We start from the raw sequence: 15,265 nt of genomic DNA, 5'->3' as shown, positions 1-15,265 counted from the left end.
GCTGAAGCAAACTTTATTCAAAGTCATGCTCGAAATACTCTACGGAGCGTTGCAGCCCGTTGCCACGTTGACGCGCCCCACTCTGCGCGGCGATTTTTCAGTAAGGCGCTGCTCGAAAGCTTTAGCAGCATCATAACCATAGTGCTTGAGCAGGTAATTGAGTGCAATCACCTCTGCAATGACCGTGATATTTTTGCCCGGATAAATCGGCAGCTGAATGTGCTGAACATTGACGCCGAGAATGTTGAGAAATTTGGGCTCAAGTCCTGTGCGGTCGTATTCTCGACTTGAATCCCACTCGAGCAGTTCTACTACCACTTCCAAGCGCTTTTGATAGCGAATGGCACGCACCCCAAACATGGCTTGCACATCAATAATGCCGAGCCCACGAATTTCCATAAAATGCCCCACGAGGTTTGTGCCTGAGCCAATCAAGACCGATTCACCTTTACGCGTTAAGACCACCGCATCATCTGCCACCAAGCGATGACCGCGCTCAACCAAATCCAGTGCGATTTCTGACTTACCAATGCCGCTGCGTCCCACAAGCAGCATGCCAATGCCATAGACATCGACCATTGAGCCATGATAAGTTTGATGCGGTGCGAAGTGATCGTCGAGAAAATCAGTAACAAGGTAAATAAATTTCGTAGTCGGCATTTCTGTGCGAAACACAGGTATGCCTGCTTGTGTAGCAAGCTCGATGAGTGCTTTATCGAGCCGATTGCTATCGGTCAAGCAAATGCACGGCATTTTGAACTTGGTGATATTCTCGAAGGCTTGAATGCGTTTTGCAGGTGGCAGGTGATTAAGAAAGCGTGTTTCAGTGTTGCCAAAAATTTGAACGCGCTTGTAAGTAAAAAGGTTGGTAAAGCCTGCCAGCGCCAGCCCTGGACGGTGAATGTCGCGCTCGACTACTTTGCGCTTCGACATATCGACCTCATTGAGGCGCTCGAGCGCAACTCCCATCTTTAAGCTAATCTGATTGTAAAACTCCGCAACGGATATTGAACTTTTTTTTAAGCGGCTTTTTATTGAACTCTATGAGCATCAAACCAGAGATTGTGTGAAAATTGTGTGAAGTAGCACAGTCTTTATCATTAAACAGTTTGGGCGAACAACGTCTGAGACTCCTACGATACGCTGTTCGCCCAAGTTGCTCATTCAAACGACATGATTAGAGATGGCGTACTTTTTCTTTATACTTTTGTAACTGACGGCTGATATGCATTACACAGGCATCAATTGCTTTTTCATACGTCTCTGCAGCCTCTCTGGATACGAAAGTATGGTGATGCACATGAATCGTGATTTCAGCCAGTTTATTGTTGACATAATCATTCTTTTGGTGGTCAAGCACAATATGACAATCCGTAATACCATCATAATACTTCTGAAACTCTTGCACGGCAAGTCGTGCGTATTGCTCAACAGGGTGATGATGTTTCGATGTATGGCGCACCGTGAATTGAATCCGCATTTCTCTTGGGAAATGCTTCTGTCCGTTCAGTTGAGCTCTGTTCATATCGCTTCTCCTTTCGTTGTGATTTAAGAAGACGACGCCCCAAGAAGAACTGTAGGGCTTCGCATATTGGACTGTACTGCTCCAAATCATTATGCTTTGGGATGCGACTGCTGGTAGACCTCCTTCAATCGTTCAAATGTGACGTGAGTGTAGATTTCAGTTGTAGAAAGGTTACTGTGTCCGAGCATCTCGCTAACGTTTCTGAGATCAGCGCCATTGTTGAGCAGATGTGTGGCAAAAGTGTGGCGCAGGACATGCGGGCTTTTCTTTCTCATTTCCGTAATCCCTCCCAGATATTTCTTGACGAGCCGTTGCACTAGCATTGGATAGACGCGCTCGGCTTTCGCCGTCAGAAATACAACCGAAGCATTATCGCGTCGTCTCTCTGCGTGAATGTTAAGCACATTCTCACGAACTTCAAAGTATTTTTTTAGCGCCTCTTTTGCTAAATTTCCGAATGGAACAAGACGATGTTTCTTACCTTTTCCTAACACTCTCACAAGCCCATTCTTCATATCTATATCTTCGAGCTGCAGCGAAATAAGTTCCGACAGACGCAACCCTGAACTGTAGAGCAGCTCAAGTATAGCTCTGTCGCGGCATCCTTCAAAACTTTCGGTGTCTATTTTAGCAAGTTCTTCATCGAAGAGTTTTCGTGTCTGCTCTATGCTGAGAAACTGCGGCAGACGCTTATCTATCTTTGGCGTCTTGACCGATGCCGCTGGCGAGGCAGGTAGCTCACCTGTATGGACAAGATATCTAAAGAAACTTTTTACAGCTGCAAGTTTGCGCCCGATTGAGCGCGGCTGCATAGCTTGCGAGAGCAACTCGCCCATCCACAACCGAATCGTGAGCGCATCAATTTGACTTAGCACCGTATGGTCAAGATGTGCCGTCTCAAAGTGGCGTTGCAAGAACTCACAAAACTGGTTCAGATCGGTTTGATAGGCAACCAGCGTATGGCGCGAAAGCCGCCGCTCAAACTCAAGATGACACAGAAATTGATGCAGTAACGCTTGAGCATCTTTCATAATTGAAGGTGTTTAGACAATGAACATGCTATGCTCTGCGTGTTGAACATGCCGTTCATACGGTCATCTCTTCGGAGCCGTGAGCACTTTGCAAGTCCAGCCCGTACCTTTTTGGTTATAGACCGTAACGGCATCCAGTGGCGGGAACACACTCTGAATTTGACGCCAAATCTCCTCGTGCTTGTCTTTGATAAAAATTGAGATAAGGAAAATACCATCGGGTTTGAGATACTCAGCGTAGCGCTGTAAGCCTTTAAGCGGATTATTCAGGTAGTAAATCGATTCGTTAAAGACAATAGCATCAAATTGTTCGTTGGGCACATAGGTATTCATATCACCGACCACGAACTGCGTGCGCTCTGTGCATTTATGAGCCGCAAGCTTGATCGGCTCAGAAAAATCAACACCAACATACTTGGAATACATCGTTTCAGGAATGCTCTCCTGCAAGATTCCTTCGCCGCAGCCCATGTCGAGCAGCGAGCCATGCGGTTTAAGCCGCATAAAGTAACCTGCAAGAATACTGTGGTGCGCTAGCTCATCCAAGTTGCGTAGCCATGCCCATTCGCCGCGTGCATACTGCTCTTGCCATTTTTCTTCATTGTCTTTGCCTAGTGCATGTTTCAGTAGCCGTTGGGCTTTAGAGAGCAGTTTGCTTTCGCTCAATGATTTTTCTGATGCGGACATAGTTTTTTGCATTAACTTGTTGAAATTTAGGAAAGAATGCGCGATTTTCTTGCATGCAAGCAACTGATGAACCTAAAACACAAATAAACACCATACTTCGTCAGTATTTTTTGCAAAAGGCTTGTTAATTCGCTTGAACTTACCTATCTACGAGAAACTCAACTCATTTTTGTTGCACATGAAAGATATCTCCTTTGATGGCCTGCAAGCTCGACTTGACGAGCAACTCAAATATCCTAGCCTCTTTCTCTTCAAATTCATTGCACCGCTTGAAAAAGCCCAAGAATTGATTGGCATTTTTGAAGCGAAGCCTTTTACCACCAAATCCTCTCGCAATGGCAATTATATCAGTGTAACCGCTGAACTTGAAATGCAATCCAGCGAAGAAATTATTGGTATTTACCGTGCTGCCTCCCGCATTGAAGGGGTGATTTTGCTCTAAATTGCAATTTTGCTCCTTCGTCTTGCACGCAAGCGCTAAGAAAAGTATGTTTCGAGCAACACAGCAAGACTCAAAACGAGCAAAGGCAATGAACATGACTTTATCCAATCAACTGACGGTATTGCGCATTGTGCTTACGCCGTTGTTTGTTTGGCTTATGCTCTCAGAGAGTTCTGCCCTGCGCCTCATCGGTCTTGGTGTCTTCACTGTTGCTTCTCTGACTGACCTCTACGATGGTTACCATGCTCGCAAGTATGGAGAGACCACACGCTGGGGCGCGTTTATGGACCCACTTGCTGATAAAATTCTTATCACCTCTGCCTTTCTTATCTTTGTAGCAAGTGGTATCGTTGAGCTTTGGATGGTGCTCATTGTCCTTGCGCGCGATGTACTTGTTACTGCCCTGCGGCTGTATGCTGAACTCAAAGATAAGCCTGTCATCACCAGCAAATCCGCTAAAATCAAAACGCTACTGCAGAATGTCTTAGCGTATTTACTTCTCTTTTTGATGCTCTGCTCAGAGCGCAGTGTGTTTGGCAGCGCTATTGCCGACAAAGCCTCTGCGTATCTGCACTCACCTGTGGTGTATGTTGCCATGCTGGCTCTGACGATTTACACGGTCTATACGGGTGCTGCCTATCTGGTCGAAAACTGGCAGACTTTGCGCGCTGTCTATCTCGAGGTCCGCTCATCGGCAAATGCTTAGCTAGAAGCTAATGATACTTTTTTTCGCAAAACTTTTTGGCACCGGACTTGGCACAGGCTATCTGCGCTACGCCACAGGTACATTCGGCAGCCTGCTTGCAGTACTGCTCTACTGGTTTGTGCCCAAGCTTTCTGAACCTGTTATTTTGCTTGGTGCAATTGTGATTGGCTTCGTGCTGGGTGTATGGTCAAGTTCAGTTTTGGAAGAAGAATATGGTCATGACCCAAAAGAAGCAACAATTGATGAAGTGGTCGGTCAGTGGATTGCCTTGCTCTTTCTGCCCAAAACCTTTCTTGCTATGGCACTGTCTTTCAGCATCTTTCGTCTCTACGACATCATCAAGCCTGAGCCCGTGAATAGACTGCAAAAATTGCCTCATGGTTGGGGCGTAATGATGGATGATGTGATGGCAGGAATTTATGCTAACCTGACTTGTCAGGTCTTGTTATGGATTTTCTCCCGCATTGGATAAGTGATTTAGCGACCATGCTCGCACTGCAAGTCTCATGCACTTAACACTTTGACTGTGTATGAAATGGTTTGTAACGCTCTGGTCAATTCTCTTGCTCCTGATGCTTTCATGCGCTGTGATGGCGCAATCATCAGACCGCTATAGACTTTTCGGTAAAGTGATTTGATGCACTTACTGAAGAAAATCTATCGGGCGTAAAAGTTGTACTGCTCGGTACGAGCAAAGGCGCAGTTACTGACCGCAAAGGTCGATTTCTTATTGCTGAACTTGATTCGGGCGCTTACACTTTGCAAGCCACGCTCACTGGGTATCAACCTTTCACGCAAGAGCTTATCATTGGCACAAGCCTTAGCGACACGCTCATCATTGCACTAAAAGAAAAAGTCCCTGAAGCCAGTGAAATTGAAGTCAGTGCTGAAACGATAGACAACCCTTCGACCTATACGCTCAATCCAAAGCGGCTTGCTATGACAGCTGGCGCACTTGAGGATCTTCATCGTGCGCTTTACACCTTGCCCGGCGTGATGCCCAACAACGATCTTTACTCACAACTCGTGATACGTGGCGGCGGTGCTGATCAAAATCTCATTGTCTTAGAAAATATCGAAATCTTTAATCCCTATCGCATTTTCGGTGGCGTCTCTATTTTCAATCCGATGACGCTGGGCAACTTGAATCTTTATGTAGGCGGGTTTCCTGTGCGATATGGCGATCGGTTGAGCGCCGTGCTTGAAGCCAATTTCAGAGAAGGGACGCGCAGCAGCCTCTTTAGTCTGAGTGCTAATGTCAGTTTGCTCGATGCCAATTTGGTTACCGAAGGCTGGATACCTTCGCTCAATGGCTCGTGGTGGGTATCGGCGCGCCGCACATACTTGGATTTAATCATCGGTCCGCTTATCAATCTTAGCGTTGTGCCAAACTTTACTGAAGGACAATTCAAAGTTGTCGTTCGTCCAACAGGCGAGCACCAAGTTGAACTAGCCGCTTACCTTGCCAGTGATGGATTTGTCGAGCGCCGCAGTACGGCTCCGCGCACACAGGTCGGACAAGTTGCAGGCTCTGGCAGTGTGGGCGCATTGGACTACCTTGCTGTACTCACTTGGAAATACACGCCAAGTTCCACACTGAGCATGATGACTATACTTTCGCGCTATCAAAATGGGAGCACAGCCAACTTATCGCAAGACGCTGTAGCCACACTTACCCCATTTACGACGCGCCCTGTGCTCGAATACGACCAAAAAAGTCTTCTGCAAAAATGGACGCTTACACAACGCTTCTACCTTAGTGCAGGCGCGCACCAGCTTGAAGCTGGCGCAACACTCGATTGGCTTGACACCGAGTTCAGATACACGCGTCGTGATTTCAATGTGCGCGATAGCATTCGCGTCGCGCAGCGACAACTTCAATACGGTTCTAGCCGTCCGCCTGCACTGGATGCTGCCCTGCGTTTTGGACGCATCAGTGCGTTTATTCAGGATCGATTTCAACCCACACGCACATTTTTTTATCGAATCAGGATTGCGCTGGGATTTTTACCAACTTCTCCAAAAAGCTACTTCTCGCCACGCCTGAGTGCTCGGCTAGAAGTCATCAGCGGTACTTCACTGAATGCTGCTCTTGGCATTTTTTATCAATCGCTCGGCATTGAAAAATGGATCGACCAAAATCCTGGACTTTTGCGCTTAGACTTTGACGACCCGACTCATGTGCTGGATTTATCAGACCGTAATGCTGTCTCAAGGCTCAATGCCGAACGCGCGGTGCATTACATCTTCGGCATTCAGCAAGAGTTTGGTACAGAGTGGCAACTCAAAGTTGAGGGCTATTACAAATTGCTCACCGACATTATTGTGCAAACGCAGCAGCGCAGTGTAGTAGCGCAAGCTGAACTGAGAAGTGGACAAAATCCTTTGCTTGCGTCTTCTTACAACATTGTACAGGTAGAGCAGACCTTGCTTTTGCCTACACCAGTTAATGCAGGAGTAGGCAATATCTACGGTGTAGAAATTTTGCTCGAAAAAAACTCACATCGCCGTCTGACAAGTTCAACGGGTGGATTAGTTATGCCTTTACACGCTCTGAGCGCATGCAATACGGTCAAACTGTACCTTTGCTTTTGATAGACCACACAGTGTTAATGTTGTGCTTAACTTTCGCCCGAGCCGCGAGTGGGAATTTGGACTGACCTGGCGATTTGCATCTGGACAGCCCTACACCCCTGCACAGCAAACCCGACCAATTGTAGCATTTATCGATGGACAGTGGCAAGTGCTGCGCACACAAACTGGTACTGCGATTTTTCTACCCGACTTTGGCGATGGTACGCGCATCAATAGTGCCCGCATGCCCGATTATCACCGCTTAGATGCACGCTTGACTTACATGCGCAAATGGGGCGAAGTAAATTGGCAACTCTACCTCGATATTATGAATGTCTATAACCGACAGAATGTTTTGGGCATCACACAATCAGCGCGTGGTACAGAGATCGCTGTAACTGAGCAACTTGCCTTGCCACTTATTCCTACGGTTGGCTTTAACATTGCTTTTTAGATCGTGCTTACCTTCGTGTTCCTGTGGGTTGCTTCATATTTGTTGGGATTAAATTGTAGCCAGTAGGGGCTTCTGCTGCAAGATTTTGTCGGAACTCTTGTTTGTAGCTCACTGTTTTAGCGCCATAATGACAACCCTAACTTTTTAATTTCTCAAACTAATCTATGCCAAGTGAGCAACCCTTCGCACTAACACATACGATTCACTCTCAACGCTTTGCATGTAGGCTGTGCGCCGTTCAAGGCGAGTCCATTTTGAAGTATCAGCTATGGCATCCACTTCACGTGACAACTGGCTCAACACAAGAGTTTCTTTGCGAGATTGAACTTTCGGAGGACTCACCCGCCATTCAAGCCGTACGCTTCGTTGCCGACGTTACGAGCTTTGACAGCGGCAATTCAGATCGAGATGCACGTGCGCTGGAACTCCTTGAGGCACAGCGCTACCCAGAAGTTTCTTTTCAAAGCTCATCTATTGACACTTTCGGCGATGACCTGTATGTAAGCGGCGAGCTGTGCTTTCACGGTGTTACAAAAAACATTAGTTTCTGTGCAAAGCACAACGTCATGGGCTCGAAACTCATTGTGAAGGGCACCGCGGATGTTAGCCTGACCCAGTTCCAGGTTGAGCGTCCCTCTCTCTTGATGATTCGAGTCAGTGATGCGCTTAAAATTTCTTTTACGATGACCTTTGTGCTGCCATGAGGTCTTTATTTGGCGCAATGTCGACACGTTTGCGTGGTCTTATGATTTCTATGGTGCTGTCTTTTGCACCTCTATCCTCTCTTTTAGCGCAGGGCTATGAACTGCAATGTGAAGTTACACTAAATGTAGAACGCTTGCAGTCAGAAGCACGTGTACGCCTTGCCAATTTTGCACAAACTGTGCGCAACTACATGAATAACTATCGCTGGACGAACTCCACGGAGTTTGAAACCGATGAAGACCGCATCAAGTGTCAGATTCAATTTGTCTTTATGGATGCAAACTTAGGTGCCTCACCGCCAGTGTATTCGGCTCAGGTCTTTATTGGTGTTACACGCCCGATTTATCGCTCTACCCTGACCGCCTCTACCTTGCGTATGCTTGATGGTGCTTTAGAATTTTCCTACAATGAACAGCAAGGTGTGCTCTTGCACAATGAACTGGTGCACAATCCGCTCGCAAGTTTCTTAGATTTTTACGGTAATGTTATCATTGGCTACGATTTTGATACCTATCGCAAACTTTCAGGCACGCCCTATTTCGAAAAAGCTCTGCGCATCAAACGACTGGCACAGGAGCAAGGTCCCTTTCCACGTGGCTGGCAGTTTGGAGATAATGGCGGTCTAAACCGCGCCGTCATGATTGATGAAATTCTTGATGCGCGTTTCATTCGGCTGCGAGAGCTCTTCTATGAGTATCACTATAACGGTCTCGATGAATTTTACTACGATGCTAATGCTGCGCGCACAAACATCTTGAACTGTATTAAAGCTATTGCTGAAATTGACATGCGCTTTCCGCGTAGCCTGTTTATACGCCGATTTTTCGAATCAAAAGCCATTGAGATTGCAGAGGTGTTTAGGGGCGCACCACTTGCAATGCGTCAAGAATTACTTGAAGTTTTACGCACCGTCGATCCTTCACGCTTGCAGCAGACCTACGAACCGGCTCTCTCTGGCGAGCGACCTTAGCAGTCCCTTACGGACATCTTTGCACACCTTGCACGAAGGCTTCTTTCCAATTCAGGTTTTAGGCTTTTGCTAAGAGTTCGTGGTTGTGGTTACAGGACTTGTGTTTGTTGCAATCTCTGGTGTCTGGCTATTTTTCAAGCCATAGAAGAAATAAATGGCTAGCCCAATCACAAGCCAAATAATCAGACGCAGCCATGTGTCGGCTGGCAGTGAGATCATCATGGCAAGGCATGTCAGAATGCCAAGAATAGGCACAAGTGGCACAAGTGGTGTTCTAAATGCGCGTGGTGCATCGGGCTGTGTTTTGCGCATGACCATTACACCAATACAGACGAGTATAAAGGCGAAGAGTGTACCAATACTTGTCATTTCGCCCACAACTTGCACGGGCACAAATGCAGCAAAGAGACTGACAAAAAGCATGAAGAGCAAGTTAGATTTGTAGGGTGTGCGAAATTCTGGATGCACTTCAGAGAAGACCTTAGGCAGCAGCCGGTCTTTTGACATTGAAAAAAACACACGCGATTGTCCCAGCAGCATCACGAGAATAACCGATGAATAGCCAGCAAGAATCGCAATGATGATAGCTTGCCCAAGCCAGCTGTATGGGGTCTTTGCAATAGCGATTGCGACTGGTGCAGCGCTGCCCTTGAACTCGCTGTAATGTGCTACGCCTGTCATCACATGCGAGAAGAGCACATAGAGAATTGTGCAAACCAGCAGCGAGCCCAAGATGCCGATGGGCATATCACGCTGCGGATTTTTAGCTTCTTGTGCCGCTGTTGAAACCGCATCGAAGCCGATAAATGCGAAGAAGACCACTGCCGCTCCACGGAAAATGCCGCTAATGCCAAAGTGTCCAAACTCATCTGTGGTGTTCTCTGGAATGTAAGGCGTATGATTGGCAGGGTCAATAAACGCCCACCCCAAGGCAATAAAGATGAGCACCACAGAGACTTTCAAGATTACGATAAGACCATTGACAAATGCGGATTCTTTTGTGCCCTTGACGAGCAAGAGTGAAATTGCGACCACAATGAAGACCGCTGGCAAGTTGAATATCCCTGAGACCATTGTTCCATCAGCTTGTTTTGCCATTTCCCACGGGGAGCACGTCAGTTGCGCAGGCAAATAAAGGTTATAGCTTGCCAGCAGTTTGACCAAGTATTGCGACCAGCTAATAGAGACTGTAGCAGCACCGACTGCATACTCGAGCACCAAATCCCAGCCAATAATCCAAGCAATAAACTGCCCCATGGTGGCATAGGAATAAGTATAAGCGCTGCCTGCAACAGGAATCATTGAGGCAAACTCAGCATAGCACAGCCCTGCAAAGGCACAGCCAATCGCACCAACCACGAACGAGATGGTAACGGCTGGACCTGCATTATTTGCTGCAGCAAGGCCTGTCAGCGAAAACAGCCCCGCACCGATGATGGCGCCGATACCGAGTGCAACAAGGTTAGTTGCACTGAGCGTACGTTTAAGTGTAACGACTTCACCGTCGCCGCCGATACCTGCATCTTTTAAGAGCTGAGAAATAGATTTCGTTGCAAAAAGCGGATTTGCCACGTGTTGCTCCTTTTGTTTTGTTGCCGAAATTAAGTTCTTTCGTGCCTGCTTGATTTGTTTAGGCGTACTGCTTTACAGGAATTATAGCGAAAATCACAGGCTATACAAAGAGTAGCACGAGAGCCACAGGTCGACTGCACTTATGCCACTTTTGCAAAGGCTTTCTGCATGCGCTCCGTTGCTTTTTCCAGCTCCGTCATTGATGCCGCGTAAGACAGGCGCAGGTAGCCCGGTGCGCCAAAGGCATCGCCGGGCACGGTAGCGACCCCGTACTTTTCCAAAAGAAATTCAGCGACATCTACAGAAGAGTGCAGTGCAACACCGTCGACTGTTTTGCCCAGCAAGCCTGCAACAGAGGGAAACAAGTAGAACGCCCCCTGAGGCAAGTTTACTTTAAGACCTTCGATCTTAGACAGCTCGCGATAGACAAAATCACGCCGTTTTTTGAATTCCTCGCGCATGGTTGCTACCACCGCCTGATCGCCCGTCAGTGCAGCAACAGCGGCTTTTTGTGAAATCGAAGACGTGTGTGAGCTCATCTGCGATTGCAGTTTGGCAACGCCATCAATAATCCACTTCGGCGCAGCCACATACCCAACGCGCCAGCCTGTCATTGAATGCGACTTGGAGAGCGCGTTGCTGACAATTACTTTTTCTCTCATTGCCTCAAGGCGTGCCGGTGAAAAGTGCTCTACTTCGCCATACGTGAGCCGTTCATACATTTCGTCGGAGAGCACAAAAATGTCGCGTTCTTGCAAGACACTCATCAAGGCACGAATTTCTGATTCGGAATACATCGCGCCTGTGGGATTCGAAGGCGTATTGAGAATGAACATTTTTCGTTCGGGGTGTGAGAGCTGCCTCTAATTGCGCAGGCGTAATCTTGAAGCCTTGCTCAAGTGTTGTCGGCACAATTACAGGCACACCGTCTGCAATTTTGACCATCTCCGGGAAACTTACCCAATACGGCGCTGGAATAATCACTTCATCGCCGTTATCAATTAGGGCAAGCATTGTGTTCATAATGGCTTGCTTGCCACCTACAGCGACACAAATTTCTTCAGGAGAGTAATTCAGAGCATTTTCTCTTTGCAGTTTGTCTGCAATGGCTTTGCGCAGTTCAGGGATACCCGCCACGCTGGTGTATCGTGTGAAGCCTCTCTGAATTGCCTCTATGGCAGCATGGCACACAAAGTCCGGCGTTGGAAAATCAGGCTCACCGGCAGATAGGCTCACAATGTCCTTGCCTTCCGCTTTCATTTTGAGGGCGCGCGTCGTGATTTGCAGCGTTGCAGATTCTTCTACACGTCTCACGCGCTCTGACAGAAATCGGTCTTGGTCGACAGGCAGTGTTTCAGGCTTCATTCTTGATGTTTTTAGTTGAAAGTCAAATGCTGTGAAATTTAGCGCAAAACTTTGGCTGGTGTGCCATTCGTTCCAAGTGCACAAGCTGACTTTGCGTTTTCAATAAACGCGCGCACTTTGTCGGGGTCTTTTTTGCCGGCTTCTTTCTCCACGCCGCTGGCAACATCGACGCCATAAGGTTGAACGCTGCAAATGACTTCTGCTACATTTTCAGGTGTCAGCCCGCCTGCAAGCAGCACATAGCCAAATTCTGAAATATCCTTGACTAAGCTCTTTGCCCTCTCTAGCTGAATACATTGACCTGTGCCGCCGTAAAGTCTAGCGCTGTAAGCATCAAGCAATACCGTTGTGGTCTTCGAACGCTTCAAAAAGTTAATTGCCATACTGGCCTCGAATGCTTCATGTACACGAAACGCACGCATTGTGGGCACCGATAGACGCTTGACCACGCCAGAAGTAAAACCCTCGCCTGAAAGTTGTGCCAGTGTCAGTTTCAGAGAGCGCGAGATTTCCTCAATTTCTTGCCAAGGACTATCGACAAATACACCGACTTTTTCTACAAAGACAGGCAGTTTTTGAATAATACGTTTTGCTTCGCGCACCGAGATTCGCCTTGGACTTTTCGTGTAAAAAATAAAGCCTAAGGCGTCTGCACCTGCTGCGACCGCCACCCGGGCATCTGCCCAGCTTGTGATACCGCAAATTTTGACCTTCATTGTTCAAAGGCAAGGTTTGGCTTTGCAACCCTTTGCTTTGTGTTTCGTTGATATGTGTTTTGCGACTTGATGTATAACTATGTAAAAGATAAGGCATTTGCTTGGCTTTGCAAGACTCATCGAGAAAGCAGCTAATCGCATGTTGCTTTCATGGCACGAGCATTCTTGCCGCAGCATCAACGCATAACGCGCATTTTGCGCATCTTTTGACTTAGGCATGCACGAAGCTTGGGCATGCACAAAATGATTTTTGCACGCCAAAACGGCTTTTTTATATTTGTGCGCTGAAGCTTTTGAAACCAAACCGACTTGCCGCAGCAAAATCGTGGCGAATCTCTTGCAGGTTGAACAGCATGGCAAGGTCGGTATGATGAGAAAATATGGAACAAAGCAGTAGCACTCAACGCAACCTTGCGACTTCCGCAAATCACGCTCACACTTCTTCTTCACCGCTTGCTTCAACTTCTCCACACGGCGTTAAGGTCGTGGTTGTAACCTCTGTGATGCTATCGTTTATCTCGTTTTGGCGCGCCGCTGCCATCGTCTTAGGCGATTTGGCATCGACGGCTTACTACATTGGTGGCATTACCGAGCGCGCTATTGGTGAAGCAGCCCCTTATTTCATCTTTGGCGTGATGCTCTTTGCCTTTGCTGTGCGCCTTGTCTATATCGAGTCGTGCTCAATTTTCACACGCGGCGGCGTCTATCGCGTCGTACGCAATGTGCTTGGCGAAGGCATTGCCAAAGTCGCTGTCTCCGCCTTGATGTTCGACTATGTGCTCACAGGACCAATTAGCTCGGTCTCAGCTGGTCAATACATGACAGGCTTAATTAACAGTTTCTTACCCAAGCTCGGCATTGATGCTGTGCTTGATGTCAGGACGGCTTCTCAAGCCTTTGCCATTGCAATTATCACTTACTTTTGGTGGGTTAATAAAAAAGGCATTACTGAATCCTCGACGGCGGCACTGCGCATTATCCAAGTTACAGGCGTGATGATTCTTGTGATGCTGGTCTGGTGCATTTTTACGCTCTATGTGCGCGGCTTTGAGTTGCCAAAGTTTCTTATCTCGTTCAATGAAGAATCGTTAGGCTTTCTTGCACACACCAAACTTGGCGAAAATCTGCTGTCAGGCAGCACACTGGGCGCAATCGGCATCATCTTTGCCTTGGGGCACTCCATGCTGGCAATGTCGGGCGAAGAATCACTGGCGCAAGTCTATCGTGAAATTGCCGCACCAAAACTTCAAAATCTTAAACGCGCTGCCGTTGCCATTCTCATCTTTAGTGTTACTTTCACCGGCATTTTCTCTTTTCTTGCCGTGATGATTATCCCCGACGATGTGCGCATTACTCACTATGCTGATAACCTGCTCTCTGGCTTAGCCATGCATGTTGAAGCCCCAGAATCGGTACGTCTGGGCTTGCAAGCTTTCGTGGTCGTGGTCGGCTTTTTGATTCTCTCCAGTGCCGTCAATACCTCATTTGTCGGTGCCAACGGTGTACTCAATCGTGTCGCCGAAGATGGTATCTTGGCTGACTGGTTCCGTCGACCGCATCCTGTCTATGGCACCAGCTACCGCATGATTAACATGATTGCCCTTTTTCAACTTACCACAGTCATTTTGAGCAATGGTAATGTCTATGTGCTCGGCGAAGCTACGCTTTCGGTGTGATTTGGAGTTTTGTCTTCAATGCGTTTGCTATGCTGGCGCTGCGCTTCAAAGACCGCCGTCCACGCGAGTTCAAAGTGCCACTCAACATTAAAATTGGAAGTGTGGAATTTCCTGTTGGCATTCTGCTTGTGCTGCTGGTGCTCCTGACCGTGGCTGTCGCTAACCTTTTCACGAAGTCTGTCGCCACCGTCTCTGGTGTACTCTTCACACTGTTCTTTCTGCTGCTTTTTTTCATCTCAGAGCGCCTGAACCGACGCGCCAAAGCCCGTCGCGCTCAAAACCCACCCGAAAATCTTTCGCTTGAAGACATTGAAAAGCTCGAGAAATTCAATCAAGAAAATGGTCTTAAAATTACCCCCGAATCCATCGGCTCAGAGAAACCTCGACGCGTGCTGGTTGCAGTCAAACGCTATACGAATTTAGAACATCTCGATAAGTGCTTGGAAGTAACAGACACCGACCACACCGATATTATTGTGATGACCGTGCGCGTGATGCAAAAAGATCATATTGCCATCTTCGACACGCAAATGACCTCGGAAGAGCGCAAGCTCTTTACTGAAGTTGTGAACCTTGCTGAAGAGTATGGCAAACCGGTTATTCCAATTATTGTGCCTGGCTATAATGCGTTCTACAGCATCGTGCACACAGCAAAAGAGCTGGGCGCCAGCGAAGTCTATCTCGGCGAATCGCAACGCTTTAGCATGGAAACTGAAATGGAAGAACTTGCGATGATTTGGGGATACGAGCGCCCCGATGAACAGCACAAAATTATGTTCCGCGTCTTTGATAATGAGCTGCAAAAAGTTGAGGCGGAAATCTAAGACGCTGCGCGACTTGCT

At 47.6% G+C, this 15,265-nt stretch carries 16 protein-coding genes and 1 pseudogene; 9 read left to right on the top strand and 8 right to left on the bottom strand.

From position 1 onward, the window contains the following. Nucleotides 1–39: 39 nt before the first annotated feature. From CMR00_02035 to CMR00_02020, 4 genes are all read right to left on the bottom strand, one after another. The gene (locus CMR00_02035) at nt 40–969 is read right to left on the bottom strand and encodes an HPr kinase/phosphorylase (protein ID PIO48888.1); all 930 of its coding nucleotides are present in this window, start codon (nt 967–969) and stop codon (nt 40–42) included. A 208-nt stretch (nt 970–1,177) separates the two neighbouring features. Next, nucleotides 1,178–1,525: a Fis family transcriptional regulator gene (locus CMR00_02030; GenBank protein ID PIO48968.1), complete on the bottom strand. Its 348-nt coding sequence runs from the start codon at nt 1,523–1,525 to the stop codon at nt 1,178–1,180. A gap of 89 nt (nt 1,526–1,614) precedes the next feature. Further along, a complete protein-coding gene (locus CMR00_02025; protein ID PIO48887.1) occupies nt 1,615–2,556 on the bottom strand; it encodes a tyrosine recombinase in 942 nt (313 codons plus the stop codon). A 63-nt stretch (nt 2,557–2,619) separates the two neighbouring features. Then, nucleotides 2,620–3,255, bottom strand: coding sequence for a hypothetical protein (locus tag CMR00_02020; GenBank protein ID PIO48886.1), 636 nt, complete (start codon nt 3,253–3,255; stop codon nt 2,620–2,622). A 166-nt stretch (nt 3,256–3,421) separates the two neighbouring features. On the opposite strand from CMR00_02020, the gene CMR00_02015 reads away from it, so the two are divergent. The 7 genes from CMR00_02015 to CMR00_01985 all read left to right on the top strand — a co-directional run bounded on the left by CMR00_02015 (nt 3,422) and on the right by CMR00_01985 (nt 9,094). Then, nucleotides 3,422–3,685, top strand: a complete 264-nt coding sequence (locus CMR00_02015) for a DUF493 domain-containing protein (protein ID PIO48967.1) — start codon at nt 3,422–3,424, stop codon at nt 3,683–3,685. Between the two features lie 94 nt (nt 3,686–3,779). Beyond that, a complete protein-coding gene (gene pgsA, locus CMR00_02010) occupies nt 3,780–4,391 on the top strand; it encodes a CDP-diacylglycerol--glycerol-3-phosphate 3-phosphatidyltransferase (protein PIO48966.1) in 612 nt (203 codons plus the stop codon). Between the two features lie 10 nt (nt 4,392–4,401). Beyond that, nucleotides 4,402–4,863: a phosphatidylglycerophosphatase A gene (locus CMR00_02005; GenBank protein PIO48885.1), complete on the top strand. Its 462-nt coding sequence runs from the start codon at nt 4,402–4,404 to the stop codon at nt 4,861–4,863. A 287-nt stretch (nt 4,864–5,150) separates the two neighbouring features. Beyond that, nucleotides 5,151–6,986, top strand: a complete 1,836-nt coding sequence (locus CMR00_02000) for a hypothetical protein (protein PIO48884.1) — start codon at nt 5,151–5,153, stop codon at nt 6,984–6,986. A gap of 22 nt (nt 6,987–7,008) precedes the next feature. Continuing rightward, nucleotides 7,009–7,419, top strand: a complete 411-nt coding sequence (locus tag CMR00_01995; protein ID PIO48883.1) for a hypothetical protein — start codon at nt 7,009–7,011, stop codon at nt 7,417–7,419. Nucleotides 7,420–7,583: 164 nt separating this feature from the next. After that, complete coding sequence (locus CMR00_01990; protein ID PIO48882.1) at nt 7,584–8,123, top strand: hypothetical protein; 540 nt, start codon at nt 7,584–7,586, stop codon at nt 8,121–8,123. Then, a complete protein-coding gene (locus CMR00_01985; protein PIO48881.1) occupies nt 8,120–9,094 on the top strand; it encodes a hypothetical protein in 975 nt (324 codons plus the stop codon). The genes CMR00_01990 and CMR00_01985 overlap by 4 nt, the downstream gene beginning before the upstream one ends. Nucleotides 9,095–9,163: 69 nt before the next feature. On the opposite strand, the gene CMR00_01980 is transcribed toward CMR00_01985, so the two are convergent. From CMR00_01980 to CMR00_01965, 4 genes and pseudogenes are all read right to left on the bottom strand, one after another. Then, nucleotides 9,164–10,666, bottom strand: coding sequence for an amino acid transporter (locus CMR00_01980; GenBank protein ID PIO48880.1), 1,503 nt, complete (start codon nt 10,664–10,666; stop codon nt 9,164–9,166). Between the two features lie 140 nt (nt 10,667–10,806). Next, nucleotides 10,807–12,031 (bottom strand): annotated as a pseudogene (locus CMR00_01975) (aspartate aminotransferase). A gap of 38 nt (nt 12,032–12,069) precedes the next feature. Next, nucleotides 12,070–12,747, bottom strand: a complete 678-nt coding sequence (locus CMR00_01970) for an N-(5'-phosphoribosyl)anthranilate isomerase (GenBank protein PIO48879.1) — start codon at nt 12,745–12,747, stop codon at nt 12,070–12,072. Nucleotides 12,748–12,750: 3 nt separating this feature from the next. Continuing rightward, entirely contained in the window at nt 12,751–13,068 is a 318-nt protein-coding gene (locus tag CMR00_01965; GenBank protein ID PIO48878.1) for a hypothetical protein, read from the bottom strand. A gap of 59 nt (nt 13,069–13,127) precedes the next feature. On the opposite strand from CMR00_01965, the gene CMR00_01960 reads away from it, so the two are divergent. Continuing rightward, a complete protein-coding gene (locus CMR00_01960; GenBank protein ID PIO48877.1) occupies nt 13,128–14,423 on the top strand; it encodes a hypothetical protein in 1,296 nt (431 codons plus the stop codon). After that, complete coding sequence (locus CMR00_01955; GenBank protein PIO48876.1) at nt 14,420–15,247, top strand: hypothetical protein; 828 nt, start codon at nt 14,420–14,422, stop codon at nt 15,245–15,247. The genes CMR00_01960 and CMR00_01955 overlap by 4 nt, the downstream gene beginning before the upstream one ends. Nucleotides 15,248–15,265 lie beyond the last annotated feature (18 nt).

This window comes from [Chlorobium] sp. 445 (assembly GCA_002763895.1).
Classification (GTDB): domain Bacteria; phylum Bacteroidota; class Chlorobiia; order Chlorobiales; family Thermochlorobacteraceae; genus Thermochlorobacter.
This window is presented reverse-complemented; position numbering and strand designations above follow the sequence as displayed.